This is a genomic window from Luteolibacter sp. Y139, from assembly GCF_038066715.1.
Classification (GTDB): Bacteria; Verrucomicrobiota; Verrucomicrobiia; order Verrucomicrobiales; family Akkermansiaceae; genus Haloferula; species Haloferula soli.
This window is the reverse complement of record NZ_JBBUKT010000018.1, coordinates 40663-56839: the sequence shown is the minus strand read 5'-3', so window position 1 is coordinate 56839 and position 16177 is coordinate 40663. Positions and strand designations below refer to the sequence as shown.

15 protein-coding genes are annotated in these 16177 nt (G+C 59.7%); 6 read left to right on the top strand and 9 right to left on the bottom strand.

All coding sequences use genetic code 11. The features are described from left to right. The first annotated feature begins 69 nt into the window (after window positions 1-69). Window positions 70-2829: a PAS domain S-box protein gene (locus tag WKV53_RS27730; RefSeq protein ID WP_341408105.1), complete on the top strand. Its 2760-nt coding sequence runs from the start codon at window positions 70-72 to the stop codon at window positions 2827-2829. Window positions 2830-2951: 122 nt separating this feature from the next. Here the strand turns inward: WKV53_RS27730 and WKV53_RS27725 are convergent, their stop codons facing one another. From WKV53_RS27725 to WKV53_RS27700, 6 genes are all read right to left on the bottom strand, one after another. Then, window positions 2952-3128 (bottom strand): DUF3606 domain-containing protein, encoded by a 177-nt coding sequence (locus WKV53_RS27725; RefSeq protein WP_341408104.1) that lies wholly within the window; start codon window positions 3126-3128, stop codon window positions 2952-2954. A gap of 475 nt (window positions 3129-3603) precedes the next feature. Further along, window positions 3604-4857 (bottom strand): zinc-dependent alcohol dehydrogenase, encoded by a 1254-nt coding sequence (locus WKV53_RS27720; RefSeq protein WP_341408103.1) that lies wholly within the window; start codon window positions 4855-4857, stop codon window positions 3604-3606. 28 nt (window positions 4858-4885) lie between these two features. Continuing rightward, on the bottom strand, window positions 4886-5674 hold the full coding sequence (locus WKV53_RS27715) for an alpha/beta hydrolase (protein WP_341408102.1): 789 nt from the start codon (window positions 5672-5674) through the stop codon (window positions 4886-4888). Window positions 5675-5812: 138 nt separating this feature from the next. Then, complete coding sequence (locus WKV53_RS27710) at window positions 5813-6343, bottom strand: hypothetical protein (RefSeq protein ID WP_341408101.1); 531 nt, start codon at window positions 6341-6343, stop codon at window positions 5813-5815. Continuing rightward, entirely contained in the window at window positions 6340-6639 is a 300-nt protein-coding gene (locus WKV53_RS27705; protein ID WP_341408100.1) for a hypothetical protein, read from the bottom strand. The genes WKV53_RS27710 and WKV53_RS27705 overlap by 4 nt, the downstream gene beginning before the upstream one ends. A 22-nt stretch (window positions 6640-6661) precedes the next feature. Beyond that, window positions 6662-8764, bottom strand: coding sequence for a catalase (locus WKV53_RS27700; protein ID WP_341408099.1), 2103 nt, complete (start codon window positions 8762-8764; stop codon window positions 6662-6664). Between the two features lie 317 nt (window positions 8765-9081). Between WKV53_RS27700 and WKV53_RS27695 the strand changes: the two genes are divergently transcribed. Continuing rightward, window positions 9082-10950 carry a glycosyl hydrolase family 28-related protein gene (locus WKV53_RS27695; protein WP_341408098.1) on the top strand — a complete coding sequence of 623 codons (1869 nt, stop codon included), beginning with the start codon at window positions 9082-9084 and terminating at the stop codon, window positions 10948-10950. A gap of 815 nt (window positions 10951-11765) precedes the next feature. Here the strand turns inward: WKV53_RS27695 and WKV53_RS28765 are convergent. Beyond that, a complete protein-coding gene (locus tag WKV53_RS28765) occupies window positions 11766-12017 on the bottom strand; it encodes a helix-turn-helix domain-containing protein (protein WP_375341843.1) in 252 nt (83 codons plus the stop codon). A 555-nt stretch (window positions 12018-12572) separates the two neighbouring features. Between WKV53_RS28765 and WKV53_RS27690 the strand changes: the two genes are divergently transcribed. From WKV53_RS27690 to WKV53_RS27675, 4 genes are all read left to right on the top strand, one after another. Beyond that, window positions 12573-12926: a hypothetical protein gene (locus WKV53_RS27690; RefSeq protein ID WP_341408097.1), complete on the top strand. Its 354-nt coding sequence runs from the start codon at window positions 12573-12575 to the stop codon at window positions 12924-12926. After that, the gene (locus WKV53_RS27685) at window positions 12923-13570 is read left to right on the top strand and encodes a hypothetical protein (RefSeq protein ID WP_341408096.1); all 648 of its coding nucleotides are present in this window, start codon (window positions 12923-12925) and stop codon (window positions 13568-13570) included. The genes WKV53_RS27690 and WKV53_RS27685 overlap by 4 nt, the downstream gene beginning before the upstream one ends. After that, window positions 13567-13962: a hypothetical protein gene (locus WKV53_RS27680; RefSeq protein WP_341408095.1), complete on the top strand. Its 396-nt coding sequence runs from the start codon at window positions 13567-13569 to the stop codon at window positions 13960-13962. The genes WKV53_RS27685 and WKV53_RS27680 overlap by 4 nt, the downstream gene beginning before the upstream one ends. Before the next feature lie 241 nt (window positions 13963-14203). Beyond that, entirely contained in the window at window positions 14204-15061 is an 858-nt protein-coding gene (locus WKV53_RS27675) for an HNH endonuclease (RefSeq protein ID WP_341408094.1), read from the top strand. On the opposite strand, the gene WKV53_RS27670 is transcribed toward WKV53_RS27675, so the two are convergent. Further along, entirely contained in the window at window positions 15051-15407 is a 357-nt protein-coding gene (locus WKV53_RS27670; RefSeq protein ID WP_341408093.1) for a DUF2958 domain-containing protein, read from the bottom strand. The two genes, WKV53_RS27675 and WKV53_RS27670, sit on opposite strands and share 11 nt — an antisense overlap. A gap of 429 nt (window positions 15408-15836) precedes the next feature. After that, window positions 15837-16160, bottom strand: coding sequence for a hypothetical protein (locus WKV53_RS27665; RefSeq protein WP_341408092.1), 324 nt, complete (start codon window positions 16158-16160; stop codon window positions 15837-15839). Window positions 16161-16177: the final 17 nt, after the last annotated feature.

The window sequence follows — 16177 nt, the reverse complement described above, 5'->3', positions numbered from 1 at the left end:
AAACAGCTTTCCGGCCGTCTTGGTTGCAAACAATGACGTCTCGCTAGATTATGGATTACCCCAACATTTATGAGCCTTAAGCCCCCGTCGCATCCCCCGGTATTCCGCAGTTTATTCGTCGGCGCTCTGATTACGGCTGTAGCAGTGACCGTCCGCTGGCTGCTCAATCCTTGGCTGGGAGAAAGGCTTTCCCTTGTGACGCTGTTCCCGGCCGTGGCGGCCGGCGTTTGGATTGCTGGTTATCGCGCGGGGTTGGTTCCGGCTATCGCCGGTTATGTGCTGTGCGACGTTCTCTTCATGACCGGCAACTGGCCTAGCCCGCAGAAGGCGGTGTCTCTGGCGACCTATGCAGCAGCAGTTTCCTTTGTAATTGCAGCTGGCGAATCAATGCGCCGGCACCGCGCGTTGGCCGAAGCTCGCAAAAACCTTCTTCAGGTGACGCTGGAAAGCATCGGAGATGGGGTCATCACTACCGACGCCGGTGGGAAAGTCATGTACTTGAATAGCGTGGCGACCAAATTGACTGGCTGGAGCGTAGACGATGCGCGAGGTCACCTGGTGACCGATGTATTTTCCATCATCAACGAATCATCTCGTGATTTGGTCCCCAATCCCGTGCTGAGGGCCTTGGAAGAGAAAAAGGTCGTAGGCCTGGCGAACCACAGCCTGCTTCTATCAAAGCACGGTGTCGAAACCCCAATCGATGATAGCGCGGCTCCAATAGGAGACGGCTTGGGTCGGCTCCTTGGAGGCGTGTTGATATTCCGCGATATATCAGAGAGACGGGCCACGGAAGCCAAGCAGCGGCAAAGTGAACAGCGGCATCGCTTTCTGGCGGAACTGGCGATGGCCACTCAACATTTGTCAGACGAGGACGAGATTATGTTTAAGTCTGCCAGAATGCTTGCCGTGTTCATGGAAGTGGACCGATGTGCCTACGCGGTGGTGGAGAACGAAGCGGTTTTCGATATCACCGGCGATTTCGGCCCGACCGTCCCGAGTATTGTCGGACGATGGGACGTCGCGGCTTTCGGCCCCGCCTGTGTCGAGCGAATGCTCGCAAATGAGCCCTATGTAGTACAAGACGCGGACACGGACCCGCGGGTCGATGGATTCCGGGAAGCCTATCGAGCAACCCAAATCCGATCGGTCATTTGTGTGCCACTACATAAGGGCGGGAAATTCACTGCGGCCATGGCGGTCCATCAAACCACCCCGCGATGCTGGACTCAGGCCGATATCGAAGTTGTGACCATTGTCGTGAACCGATGCTGGGAATCACTGGAGCGCGCCCGCTCGAACCGAGGTCTGGAAAAGGCCGCCGAGCGGCTGAGCTTGGCACTCGCTGCGGCCCAACTCGGCGACTGGAGTTGGGATGCCAACACCGATGTCGTGGATCTTTCGCCCCGCGCTGCGGAAATATTCGGGCTTGCCAGCGGGCGCTCGATCACTTGGTCAGCCATGCAAGAGCTGCTCAATCCCAATGACTCCATCGTCGCCGCACGGAAAGTCAACGAAGCGATCGCTGACCGTTCCCAGTATGAAGCGGAATACCGGGTTCAGAGGGGCGGCAGCGAGGTCTGGGTGGCTGCAAAGGGGCGTGCAACGTATGACGAAGAGGGCAACGCGACAGGGATGTTCGGCGTTGTAAAGGACGTCACGGCGCGGAAGGAGATGGAATCAACACTTCAGCAGAAAGCTATGGCGCTAGCGGCGGCCGATCGTCAAAAGGATGACTTCATTGCGCTCCTGTCTCACGAGCTCCGCAACCCGTTGGCCCCTGTCCGAACCGGTCTTGAACTGTTGAGGGAAGGAGAGTGCGATGCTGAACGATTGGAAAAGGTGCGCTCCATGATGGAGAGACAGCTCAATCACATGGTCCGGCTTGTCGATGATTTGCTCGATGTCTCGCGTATCACCCGCAACAAACTTTCGTTGGATCTGGGCCCGGTTGAATTGTCGAACACGATTGAGCTGGCCTCGGAAGCAGTACGCCCCGCGCTCCAGGCTTTGGAGCAACGGATAACCCTCGATCTCCCGGATCAACCGGTGTGGGTTTGGGGTGACGCCACCCGACTGAGCCAAGTGTTCGGAAATGTCATCGCGAATGCTTCGAAGTTCTCACCCCGTGGATCGGATATTGAGGTCGTGGCACAGCTGAAAGGCAGCGACGTTGCGGTTACGATCAAAGACCACGGCGTCGGCATCGATCCCGATGACCTGCCGAAGGTGTTCAACATTTTTGCTCAAGCCGAGCGTTCAAAGTCTGCCTCCAAGGAGGGCCTCGGGCTGGGACTTCACCTCGCCCGCTCACTCATGCAACTTCAGAACGGTGTATTGGAAGCTGCAAGCGCGGGCCTCGGCCAAGGAAGTGAGTTCACTGTAAGAATGCCGCTGCTGGGCGATCAGGAGGATCGCCAAGACCCCTCACCCAGGATGCGGGAACAAGCACCACTCAAGGGACGCAAGGTCCTCGTGGTTGATGATAATGCTGATGCATTGGAGTCGCTCGCCATGCTCCTTGAGATGATCGGGGCAGAAGTTATCCGGGCCACCGGGGGCGAAATGGCGATTGAGCTAGCGGAAAGGGGCCGGCCGGAGGTGATACTGATGGATGTCGGCATGCCCGGGGTGGATGGGCTGCAAGCGGCCAAGGCGATACGAAGTTCGTCCCCTCAGAATTCCCCGGTCATTATTGCCCTGACGGGCTGGGGGAGGCTGGCGGATCGTAAAGCCACCCGCGACGCGGGATTCGACGGACATGTCGTCAAGCCGGTGAAACTAGACGATTTGGAGGCGCTCATTCTACCTCTCCTCGGCCCTATATGACCCACATGGAGCCGCCGCCTCATCAAGCATGCACGCCAACGCTCAACAATCGCTAGGCATGAAACAACTGGTCGGGCAACCCAGCGAATGAAGTTGATCTTACTGGCGGCTGTACCGTGAGGCTACTTGCCAAGTTCGCGTCTGACGTCGTCAGCCATTGGACCCACCTTATCAACGGCGTCTTTGAGCTGATCGGTTGTCACACCGAACTTCTTCGACCAATCTTGCACCTCGTATTCTTCGCTGGTGTTGATCCGCTGCCGATCTGGCCCACCCGTTTTCGATTTATCGTCTGACATGGCAGACCAGTTTACGTCACCCCCCTTCGACGCAAATGGGATTAGATCGCGTTTCACGAAGGGAAGGCCTGATCCGCTTCTGAAATAAGCCGACTTGCTCCGGCGACCATCCGGTTCCTGCCATACATCTCCAGAGCTGAAAGGAGGGGTTGGTCGACGACCATTGGCGAGCAAGGTGCCTCTCGAAAGGATCCTCATTGGTCGGCCGGAAATTCCTCAGTATGGCGTCCTTGCCGACTTCCAGAGCAGCAAGCCACACTTCCCGTCCCACGTGAAGCTGAACACAGATCCCGTCGGAGGCGCGCGATTCTTCAAGACTCACATGCCATGTTAGAGTGAGGGGGATCTTTACATCGCCTATCCGCGCGGCGGCCCGTTCGAGGCGGGACCTTCGACGAATCTGTCCTCGTCCCCCGATGCCCTGCACTCGTAGGGTCGTCAACGCGCCAAGCGCGATGACGGCCCTGCCGCTCGCTTACGCTAGCGGCGCGATCGCAGGCGGAATCATTTCCGAACTGATGGTAATATCACCGGATGAGCGCTGCTCGGACGCCATGCCGGGCTTGATAACGACCTTGATGCAGCCGTCCTCTTTTTTGCGGAACTTCTCGTAAGCGTCCGGCGCTCCTTCGAGCGGGATGCGATGGGTCACGACAAACGACGGATCGATCTCACCGTTTTCCACCTTCTCCAATAGCGGTGCCAGGTAGCGTTGCACGTGGGTCTGGCCGGTTCGCACCGTCAGACCCTTGTTGACGAGCGCTCCAAAGGGAATCTTGTCGAGCAGCCCGATGTAGACTCCCGGGATGGAAAGGGTGCCGGCCTTCCGGCAGGCCATGATTGCCTGACGAAGAACATGGGGCCTGTCCATGGAAAGATGCATCGCTTGTTTGGCCCGATCCACCACGGCATCCAGTGAGCCGGTACCGTGGGCCTCCGCTCCCACGGCGTCGATACAACGGTCCGGACCACGACCGCCGGTCATCTCGATGAGCCGGTCGTGGATCTTTTCATCCTCGAAATTCAGAACCTCCGCCCGGCCATGCACCCGGGCCATTTCAAGACGCTCCGGCACGCGGTCGATCGCAATTACCCGCCCTGCGCCGAACATCCATGCGGATTGGATCGCAAACTGGCCTACCGGACCACAACCCCAGACGGCGACAGTATCGCCGGGCTCAATGCCGGCATTCTCCGCCGCCATGTAGCCTGTTGGATAAATGTCCGAGAGGAAGACCACCTTTTCATCCGGAAGGTCCGACTCAATTTTGATGGGACCAACGTCCGCATGAGGGACGCGCAGATACTCGGCCTGCCCGCCCGGGTACCGCCCGAGCATCCCCGAGTAACCGAACAGGCCGGCAGGAGCCTGCCCCATAGCCACCTTCGCCAAATCCGCGCCGGGATTCGTGGTGTCACACGCCGAGTAGAGTTGCTTTTGACAGAAGAAACAGCAGCCGCATGCGATCACGAACGGGACTACCACGCGGTCGCCCTTCCGGAACTTTTTCACCTCGCTGCCGACCTCCACCACGATGCCCATCGGCTCGTGGCCGATGATGTCGCCCGCCTCCATGGTGGGCATCAGCCCGTCGTAAAGGTGAAGATCGGAGCCACAAATGCCGCTCGCGGTTACTTGGATGATGATGTCCTTCGGGTCGAGGATTTCGGGATCGGGAACGGTGTCCACGCGCACGTCACCGGTGCCATGCCAACAGATTGCCTTCATGATTCGTCAGGTGGTTCAGATTAGATTTTTAAGAGCGAACTGCGGTGAGATGCCCTTGCAGCCAGTTGGAGATGGAGGTAGCGATTTCTTCCCAGCCGGGCTCGCCGCAGATGAAGTGCCCACGGCCGGTGAACTCCCGGTATTCGTGATGGGATCGCTCATCCTCGTAGGCATGTGCATTCCGCCGGACCAATGATGCGGGGATGATCTCGTCCTTCTCTGCTCCGATGAGCAGCAGCGGGGCATGGGGGCGGGTCATGTCGATCTCGCCATCCTCGCCGAGAATGTCCCTGAGGACCTGCCGGCTCTCGTGAACTGCAGTGTCACTCCAAGCTGCATCGCTCTCACCGCGGCTGAGGGTGTTGGCGAAGTTTTGGTGAAAGAGTTCCGGGGTCATCTCATAGGGATCGCTGCCGGCAAAAGGATTGGTGATCGAGGCGCTGTTGCGCAGGAAGCCCCAGTCAAGCGCGAGCATCTTATTCGGCGCCACGGACGCGATTCCCACGGCAGCGCGGAGGAGTCCCTCCGCCAGAAGCTTCTGCGCGATCAATCCACCCAGTGAATGTCCCACCACTACCGGTTTCTCCGGCGACTGGAGTATGATGCCGCGGATATGGTGGTAGACCTGGGAGAGGGTGAGCGAGCCAAGTCCCGCGGGAATGTTTGCCCGCAACTCGGAGGGATCTCCCTCGTGAAGCGGCCATGACGGTGCCTCTACATCAAAGCCAAGCTGCTCGAAATGGGCTGCCCAAGGGTATTGGTCCCAGCTTTTTGAATTCTGGAACATACCGTGAATAAAGATGATTCTTGGTTTCATGGATATTTCTTCGCGTCAGGGGAATGAGGGATTGGCGGGGCGTTCAATTCGCAGGAGCCATGCCGATGAAAGTGGCCGCTTCAGCCCAGGAGGACGTCGCGTATTCTTAAACGTTGATACTTCAAACGCCCCTCGTGCTTATGATGGGGATTGCTCAAAGCAATCGATCGACTGGCGAAGAACTTGCGAGGCGCGCTCAATGGCCGGTTCATGACCGGTCGCTAGCAAAACAGCCCTTCGTGCGGATCGGAGTCGGGCTTTCTGATAATCCAGTGGCCCATTGAGGTGGTCGAGGGCATGAGCAATCTTGATCACGCGCGCTTTCCACGGGGCTTGGGCGAGACGCTCCCAATACGTAGCCTTCTCGTCGGGGATGGTTATGCTCAACCGTTCTGCCAACGTTGCAACCATCGAGCCCATCGCCATTGCAACTGCCTCACGGGTGAGCGTTGTCTTCTCGTAAACCTCGTGACGGTAGGTTGCGGCAATGATCTCCACAGCGGGGCCGCTAAACGCGAAAACCACCAGCATGGCGACACGCGAACAATGGGCAAAATAGGGCATTGTTGGGCCCGGCGAATGCTGTCCTTCATGCGCCTGCGGAGCCATGGGCGCCGCATTTTGCCAAAGCGAAAATCCATTGGCGCCTGTAGCTGGAGAAGAACTCATTCCAATTCGGGCGAGAGTTGCCCCTTGAGCGAACAAAAATCGTGGCGCCAGTCGCGATGGTAGCGGGAGCGGTAATCGCCCGGATGCAAGGCGCCATACTCTTCAACGAACTTGCGGGCGAGATGTTCGGGCACGCGAATGACTTCGCCCGCTTCGTCGAGATAGAGGTCTTCGCCTTCCAGGGGTCGAGAGACCTTAGACGCGCGCAAATGCTCGGCAATTGTGAGGTCGTCATTCGCAGGTGGAGCGGCGGGGCGCTCAAGATTCTGCTGTTCGGAGAGTGCGGACGTGTTCATGGGAATCGTTTCGAGTTAGGGGTCAACCAACGCTCCGGAGCGTGGGCTCGCGGTCCCAGCGGCGACCCGCGCGGGCGGCTGCAATGTAGGTTTTGACCGATTTTGGTGCATCGAGAAGGATTGTGCCGCCGTCAGGATCGACACCAGCCGCCTTAATGAGCGGTGAGGCAGCGGGTGAGTAGGCAATGACTTTCAGGTGGCCGAATGCATCGCGTACCCAGTTCACGGCGGCGGCCTCGCGGACGAGGTCCGGGACCGCATCGGCGGCGGCGAGGATCACGACGGTGTCGAAGAAGTAAGAGGGTCCGCCGGTAAGCGAATGATCAGCTGGAACAAGCGCACCATCCGATGTGGTCGCCCCCCCAATTCGCGGCGCGATGACATCCACAGTTGCCTTCGCCTTTTTTAGGGCTGCCAGTATGGCGGCGAATTGATCGGGGTCGGCACCGTCGGTGATGAGGATGCCGGCCTTGCGTCCTTTCAGCGTGTGAGGATCCTTTGAAATGAGACTCAATGAGGGGGAGGGATCGAGATCGCGGGGGGGGACTGCGGGCTTGATCCTCACGGCATCTTCGAGGGGAATACCCAATGCGTCAGCCACGGTCTCCTGAAGGCCAGCGTCGATGTGGCCAAGGTGGCCGAGCATGCGGTTGCGGATCTCGATAATCTCGACCTTCGAGAGTTCGAATGCGAGCGCACTGGCGATATGATTCTGTTCCGGTGGCCTCATCGAGCGGTAGAAGAGACGTGCCTGCGAATAGTGGTCGGCGAAGGTTTCGGAGCGCTTGCGGATCTTCTCGCCGGTCTCGACTTCCGGATTGGTGCGGAAGCCGTGCACGGGACACTCGCGCGGTGCGCCCGGTGGCGAGATCTGGCTGGGCTCATAGGCCACGCGACCCTTGTGGACGTGCATCTGCCGCAGACCATCGCGCTGGTTGTTGGCAAACGGACAACGCGGCGCATTGATCGGGATCTGGTGGAAGTTCGGCCCGCCGAGACGCATCAACTGGGTGTCGAGATAGGAGAAGAGCCGGCCTTGGAGGAGAGGATCATCCGAGAAGCCGATGCCTGGCACAATGTGACTGGGACAGAAGGCGACCTGCTCGGTTTCGGCGAAGTGATTGTCCGGATTCCGATTGAGCACCATCTTGCCGAGCGGGCGAATCGGGATGATCTCCTCGGGGATCAACTTGGTGGGATCCAGCAGGTCGAAGTCGAGCTGCTCCACCTGGCTCTCCTCGATGACTTGCACCCCGAGTTCCCACTCCGGGAAGTCGCCCCGCTCGATTGCTTGCCAGAGGTCGCGGCGATGGAAGTCAGGATCGGCACCGCTGATCTTCATTGCCTCATCCCAGACGACGGCCGCGCTCCCGATGGTAGGCCGCCAGTGGAACTTCACGAAGCGGCTGACGCCCTCGGCATTGATGAATCGAAAGGTGTGGACGCCGAAGCCCTCAATCATGCGAAGCGAGCGCGGGATCGCGCGATCGGACATCGCCCACATGATCATGTGCATGCTCTCCGGAGTGAGCGAGATGAAGTCCCAGAACGTGGCATGAGCGGAAGCCGCCTGTGGGAAGCCCCGGTCAGGTTCCATCTTCACGGCGTGGACGACGTCCGGAAACTTCATCGCATCCTGGATGAAAAAGACCGGGATGTTGTTGCCGACCAGGTCGAAGTTTCCCTGTGAGGTGTAGAACTTCACCGCGAAGCCGCGGACATCACGGGGCAGGTCCACGGAGCCAGCACCCCCGGCCACCGTCGAGAAGCGCGCGAAAACCTCGGTTTTTTTCTTTGGGTCCTGAAGAAATGCTGCCTCGGTGATGTCGGCCGCAGATTCGTAAGGCTGGAAATATCCGTGCGCACCGGAGCCGCGGGCGTGGACAATCCGCTCAGGGATACGCTCGTGGTCAAAATGGGTGATCTTTTCGCGAAGAATGAAATCCTCCATCAAAACTGGACCACGGACGCCTGCCTTCAGGGAGTTCTGATTGTCCGAGATGGGTAGGCCATGATTTGTGGTCAGGTTGGGATCTCCTTCCGACGCGACCTGATGGGTCTCGGCGGGAAGCTTGGGCGTTGGGGCGGTGGCAGACAGTGAGCGCGGTGCTTTTTTGGAGGCCATGATCGAGGACCGCCGGAGGTTGATCCGGAGGAGTCAGCGGCATTCGCAGCGAACATGCCGTAGACGTCACCTCGTCCCGGCGTGGTAAAAGCTATTCACTGGATGGCGTAGCCTCTTCAAAATGCGCGGGGCAGGTGCAAGGTGCAGAGGTCCCAGCACCAATAGAAGAATTGGCTGAGGTGCATGGGCGTATATCACAGGAAGCAGGCTACGAGGGATAGACCGCGACATTTAGGGCCGCTGAAAGCGGAGTTGACGGTGGCATCGAATCAGAAAAAGAAATGTAAGCGGGGTTTTCAGCGTATCCGCTTTCGGCCATGAACTCATTTTCTCCGGTCATTGCGCTGGTTGCTTCAGTAGGATTCTCCGCCGCCGAGCCGCCGACAGGCATGCGCTTCCCGGACGATCCCGCCGTGCTCGACGCCAAGCGCCACTTCGGCGCGACGGGCGACGGGAAGGCGGACGACACCGACGCGCTTCAGCGCGCCATCGACGCAAGTTGCGGGATGGACCCCGCCCATAGGGGCAAGAGCAACGCGTTGTTCGTCCCCGACGGTGTCTACCGGGTAACGCGGTCGCTCGTGGTGAAGAGCGCGCTCGGGCCTTGGCTCTACGGGCAGTCGCGCGATGGCGTCGTGTTGAAGCTCGACGATGGCGTGAAGGACGTGACTGCCGTTCTCCGTACTCATCCGAGCGAGAAGGGCCCCACCTCGGCCGATTGGTTCATGCGCAACCTGCGCCATTTCACAATCGACGCCGGCAACAACCCGGACACCGACGGGATCCGATACTACGCGACCAACAGCGGCTGCCTGAAGGACGTCCGCATCAGGGGCCGGGGGAAGATCGGCATCAATGCCGGCTTTCTCGATCAAAGCGGCCCGAACCTCGTGCAGGACGTGGAGATCGATGGCTTCGAGACCGGCGTGCTGAGCCAGTGGATCTGGGGCCAGACCTTGTCGCGCGTCACCATCCGCAATGCTCGCAAGACCGGCGTGGTCGTGTCCGCGAACGTTGCCGCGATCGAGGACCTCAAGGTGGAGAACACGCCTCTGGGCATCGATATCCAGATGCCCAACAATTGGGCGCACTGGAGCGGGGTTGTCGCACTTCAAGGGGCAAGTTTCCAGGCAACCAGTGCCGGGGGCCCTGCCATCCTCAATCGTGGCGTCCTCTATGCGCGTGACGTGACCAGCCACGGCTATCGTCAGGTGCTGGCCAGTGATTCGGCGGGGGGGTCGGTCGAGGGCGGAGAGATCGGAGAGTATACTTCAGCTCCAGGACGCAGGCTGTTCGAAGGGACGCCGCTCCGGTCACTGGGGCTTCCCGTGAAACGCGAGCCGGTGGTGCCGTGGGAAAACGAGCCTGGGAAATGGCTTTGTGCCGACGACTGCGGCGCGGTGGCTGGCGACGGGATCGACGACAGCGACGCGGTCCAAAGCGCGATGGACCGCGCGGCGGCGGAAGGGAAGACCACGGTCTATTTCCGCGGCTGCGGTGGCGGTGACCCGAATTGGTTCACTCTTTCCAGGCCTATCCGGGTGCCCGCGCCGGTTCGCCTGGTGACGGGACTGGGATGGGCCCGGATCCTGAGCGAGAAAAACGGAGCCTTCGTTGTGGACGATGGCTCGGCTCCTAGGGTGAAGTTCCAGAACATCGATTCCTTCGGAGGCCCGGCGATCACCATCATTAATGCCTCCGCCTCCAATGCCCTCGTCGTGGAAAGCTGCGGGGTCAACGTTGTCGGCGACGGAGCGGGAGATATGTTCGTAACCGATTGCCCGGCGCCTCTCCATCTCAAGAAGTCAGGCCAGAAATGCTGGGCACGTCAGCTCGATCCCGAGGGTGCCAGCGATAAAGGCCTCGTTCGAAACGAGGGCGGCGACCTCTGGTGTCTCGGCGTCAAGCACGAGGGTCGCGGGATCCGCTTCTGGACGGAATCCGGGGGGAGGACCGAGATCGTTGGACTGTTCAATTACGGCGGCACCACCGAGGAGATGGACCCCCGCCCCAGCTTCGTGATCGAGGACGCCTCATTCAGTGTGGCTGGCCTACGGGAGATCGCCTTCGACCAGCACACTGCGCTTAACAAGGTGCGGGAGCGACGCGGCGATCAGACGCGGACCTTGGACAAGCACACCGAAGGAGGCTGGATCGCGTGGCCGCTTTTCAGCGGCTTCAAGTAAACGCATCGTTTCGGTAGTTGTGGAGGCGGTGGGCAAAGGCAATGAACACGGGGCGTCACCCCACTTCAGAAACTCCCCAACAGTGGGGTGCCTCCGGCTTTTTTCAGTTTCGCTCGAAAGTCTCCGGCCACTTCCGGGTGGCGATGACACCCGCTAGCCTTCCGGCGGTGACCGAGGCCAAGGCGTAAAGTCTAGTTCTCGTTCGGCTGGGCTGGACTTGAACCTCATGTCCGGTGTTCGTTAGACTTCCAGAGCCTGTGCCACAATCTCGTTGAGGGTCCGGTCTAAGAAGTCCAAGTCGGACTGCTGGATGCACCTCATCAGCCGGGGCAGTGCTTGATCACCGGGAATTCGGTCGTCGTGCCGGTAGATTCTGCAATCCGCCAGCCGACTTCGGATTTCCTGAGCGTCGAACTGGCCGAGAAGTCGGCGCAGGATCTCAGGTTCCGAGTCGAACTGACCGGGTGGGCCGAGACACGGAGGAATCCCCACCCGATGGAAAGGAGGGTCTGACATGCTTCCCGAGTAAAGCAGGAGGAAGCATGAGGCACAAGCCGGCCTCGGCTGCGGTCTGGTGGGACGGGCTCGCTTCCGCAGTAGCGTCGACCCTTTGATGTTCCCGAGGAGCACTTCTACGGGAACGGGCGGGAGCCCGTTGTTCCGCGCCTTCATGGCATGCTCTGGTGCCCGGCTGCCACACGAAAAGCCCCTTGCGCTTCGTAGGCACCTGAGCCGTCTAGAGTCCTCAGAAAGGCGAGCGCCAAAATTGCCCGGCTTGCTAGGCCAGCTTGTCGAAATTGAGGAGCCCGAATAGCTTAACGTCCATCATCCATCAGCTTCTCGGCTCGCTTCACCAGGCGACTGAGGGGGACCCCGAGCGCGTCGGCTAGTGACTTGCAGTTGTGGATTGTAGGCATTCTCTCCTCTCGCTCGAAATAGATGACCACCGTTCGAGCAACCCCAGCATCCTCAGCGAGCCGATTTTTCGAAATACCTTTCTTCTCCCGCTCCTCCTTAAAGAGAGAGCCCAAGATCTTCCCAAACGTTACTCCGTCAGCAGTGCTCACCGGCTATCCAGCTAGCACTCCTGGGTTAGGTGCCTTGATGTACTAAAAAGTACAAGCAAATTGACCGGAATTCCGCCCCGTGTTGTAATCGCGGCGGTGTTTGGCCCTGCTCCCATAAGATTTTCCTGTTCGTCCTGCGGCGAAAAGCTTCAGGCATCTGCCGACGCGGCGGGCGTGGGAGGCAACTGTCCAGCCTGTGGATCTCCGGTCGTGACTCCGTCGGCTACCAGTGCTCGGACGCAAAAGGCTCTGGCTGACGGACTGGCCCTGATCGGAATTATCGCCCTGGTTGCGATCACGGTCGAAGGCATCGAAGGCGCGCAGAAGGAACGTGAGACCCGGGCGCTCCAATCGCCAGGCGCTGGCTCCGCTGACGCTCCCGCAGCCGCCGCGGCGGGCGAGCCTAACCCACCGAAACAGCCGGACTCCCTTCGGTCTTCCCCAGGCATTCAGCTTCCGAGTCCTAAAGCTGAGCCAGATCGATTGAACGAGCGACCGAACGCGCGTTTAGAGCCAGGTCGGCAGCCCCGCATTTCCACGGCTGACGCTGAGGGGGTGGATAAGTCAGTTCCGGAAAAGTCAGTCCTCGCCTCAGGCTCAAACGACCCATTTTCGTCGGCCTCGGGCCGCCCCTCCCAGATTAGACCCCCAACAGACGTTGAGGCAGCCACGACCGAGTTGGAGAAGGTCACTTCGCTGATCGAGAGCGAGCGACAGAGGTGGAAGGACGCTCTGGACGTCATCAACGAGCTGACAGCAAACAAGACGCGCGCAGTCCGCGAAGGGTCTCCAGCTTACAATAGGTGCATGGAGGCATCAAAGATCATCCAGGAGGTTGAGTCCGGCGCATCGGACTTGAAGGCCAAGAAGGCTCAGCTCGAAGCACGGATCAAGGAGCTGGAAGAATGACCGAACTCTTCATCAGGGATTTTATGACCAAGCGATTATTACCCCTTGCAGCATTCTTGCTCAGCTCTGGGCATCTAGTATCGGCCGCGGACCTCCCGGCTTCGGCGAAAGCTGCGTTGGAGGTCTACGACCGCGAGGTCGCCGCTGCGAAGGTGAAGGCTGCTCGACAGCTTCAGGGGGTATTGGAAGCTGAGACCAAGAAGGGTGACCTGGATTCCGCGCTGGCTGTGAAGGCGGCCATTGAGGAACTGACCGGCGAGACGCAGGAGGCACCGGCCGGAAAACTCACCGGTAAGCAGGTGATTAAATCCACAGCGGCTGACGGACTGATCATTGGTAGCTTCAAGAAGGGCGACAAGATCTCGCTCCAATATGTCGAGGGTCGGTGGGCGATGAGTGGAGACACTTCCGGGGATCCCTTGAAGTGGACGAATCCAGACGAGATGAAGGAGGGGCCGCTAAGCCTCGGAATTTACGCCATCGACGAGGCAGGCAAGCGCACGCTCCTGACGGCTGTTCCGGCCAGCACGGCGAAGAAGGTGTTCCGCTACCGGTTCGAGAAGGACTGCGCGAAGGTTAGCCTTCGCATGATGGACAGCCAGGCATCCGACAACGCGGGGTACGTCGTCTACGATCTCCAATGAAGGACATTATCCAGATACTGATCATCGAACTCGTGATTCTCGCGGCCTTGGCCCGGATGGATCGTCCCATTCACTACATCGCTGTCCTCGTTGCAGCCTTCCTGTCGTTCTGCGCTTACCTGATGATAGGGAAGGGGGTGGAGCTGTTTGGGAAGGACGCCCTGATGCTTTTAGTCCCGGCAGTAATCATATCGGCTGCGGGGCAGGTCCTCTGGTGTTTGGTCCGGAACCCTGCGGCGACCCTCGATGCCGTTGACACGTATATGATGGAGGAGTCGGTCGCGAAGCAGCTGGCGCGCGGAGAACGCGGACACCCGGCAAAGCCATCCGTTGGTAACTGGCGGGTTGCCCAGGAGATCGTGCGGAATCTCAAGGGGCGGGACAAGGAGTAGTGCCCGCCGGGCTCTCGTTGGCCCTTCCTCGCTCCTGGCTGCCGGGGGGGCGCGCTGCTGGGCCGGCATGGCAACGAAGCGCAAGGGAAGGGGTTTCCGTCTCGCCGAACTTGAGTTCATTTAGATCTCACTGGACCAAGGTCCAGCGCGCGCCAACGTCGGGAACTTGGTAGAGCCTTGCTCTCGGGTTGGAATCTGGCACATCTAAGACATCCCTAAAAGAACCGTGGGTTCAGATCCGATGAAGACCGCCCTATTCATCAATGGAATTTACGAATCTGTCCTGGAGGAAATCAGGGCAGCGCAGAGCGACGGGGCCATAACCAACTTTCTTCAGCCCTACTCCACGCGAGTAATACGGATGCTCTCAGAGCGGGCTCCGGGGGTGGATTCTCCGGTTCCGGTCTTCATTGCGACAACCGACAACCTTGGCATGATCGGCTATTCCGCGGAGGTTGTAGGATGGGAGGATAAACGCCAGGTCTCAGCGGCCCGGAAGCGCGAGATGAATCGGCACCTCTCACGCTACCAGCCCGGAGAATCGGATTTGTTCAAGGAGCGAGGAGTAGTGGGCGTGGGGTCGGTGAATCTGTTGACGGTTCGGAATCTCACGGCCCTTGAGACATTGTTCGGTCGATCCGTCCTGATCAAATGCAGTGACGGTCAGCCGCTGAAGGAGCGAAGCAGGTCCGGAGGGTGGAGCGAAGTATTTGACGTCGGGGATCTACTCGAACTTAAGCCGGTCACCGATGAACAGCTCGAACGGGAAACCGACGATCGGGTAGCGGCGTCCATGCGAATGGACGATAAGACCTTGGCGAAAAGGCTACGCGAGGCACCAAAGCTGCCCGAGCGTGTGCAGCTCGTTTCCGTGGGATTCAGGAGAAACCCCGACGTTATCGTTGCCGTCCTCAGAAGAGCCAAGGGAAGCTGCGAGAAGTGCGGGAAGAAGGCACCGTTCGCTAGGAAGAGCGATGGAAGCCCCTATCTGGAGGTTCACCACTGGAAGCCTCTGGCGAACGGTGGAGAGGATACGGTCGAGAACTCGGGGCGCTGTGCCCGAATTGTCACCGTGAGTGTCATCACGGCTAGACGATGATTCGCTCGGCCTTCAGTGCTTCGAGCGCGTAGTCCGTGAGGCTCATTGTTGCTTCGAAGTGAAGATCCCGCTCAACCGGAAGTCCAAGCCCGCCACGCAGATGCCGGAGTTCTTGGAGTGACACGTATCCCATTTCGGGGTAGCCCAGACCGAGATCGCATATTCCGAACGCCAAATCGTTCTCGTGGTCCAGCTCGGTGAGTAACCAAGTGCAGGCCCCGTCTGGTGTGAATATCTTCACAACCGGCCAGTGGTCGATTTCGGTCTCTCCTCGCTCCTTACGCTCGCAGTTGATCGTGAAGTTCACAATCAGCTTCTGTCGGATTCGGTCGGTAATAATTTCCACACTTCGATTGAAAATTATCACACAAGCTACTGCGCCGAGACGATTAGCGAGAGTTGGCCCTGCGGTGATAAATCGCCGCCTTTCCTCTAGGACGACCTGGCCCCGGACGCTTGCGGGGAAGCCGGGCAGGCCTACGAAAAGCCAGGGCTCTTTCGTAGGAGCGGTAGCCCGCCAAGCCGCGTCGTAGAAGGGCTCCGTACTTCTTCCTCCTTGATACACCAGGGGGCCGCGGCTACGGCGACGGGAAGTGGCCGCGAAGGCTTCTTCTCCACCCTCTGCCACCCAGCGAGGCCTTGTCTGGTCTTCTGGCCACGGAGGGGCACTTCCCTGCCTCTCTCCCGTCGAGCGGGACGGCGAGCCGCAGGACGGCCGCAAGTCCAAGGAAAGGGTCTCCGAAGCGCCGGAAGAAGGCAGCGCGCCCGCAGGCTGCTAGGCTGCCTGCTCTCCATTAGAAGCGGAGGCCACGAACTGCCGAATCGCCTCGGTCGGGACGAACGACGTAGTAGCAGCTCCGGCCGCCTTGGTCGGGCGGAGCCAAAGAACGCGCTCGCCTTTGTCGCCACGGACGCACGGGAACCCGCAGTCGAGGACCGCTGCCAGCAACTCGTCAGGTCCGAGGTCGCGTGCCATGGTCGCTGCGACGTGCCGCGCGAACTCGTCGGCGACTACGAATGCCGGACGCTTCTCGGCCAGCCACCTCTGAGCGTGCTCTAGAATCTCGGGCTTCAACGTGGAGTCTGCTCGCTTGTTCATCAGTCGGACTGTTGCCG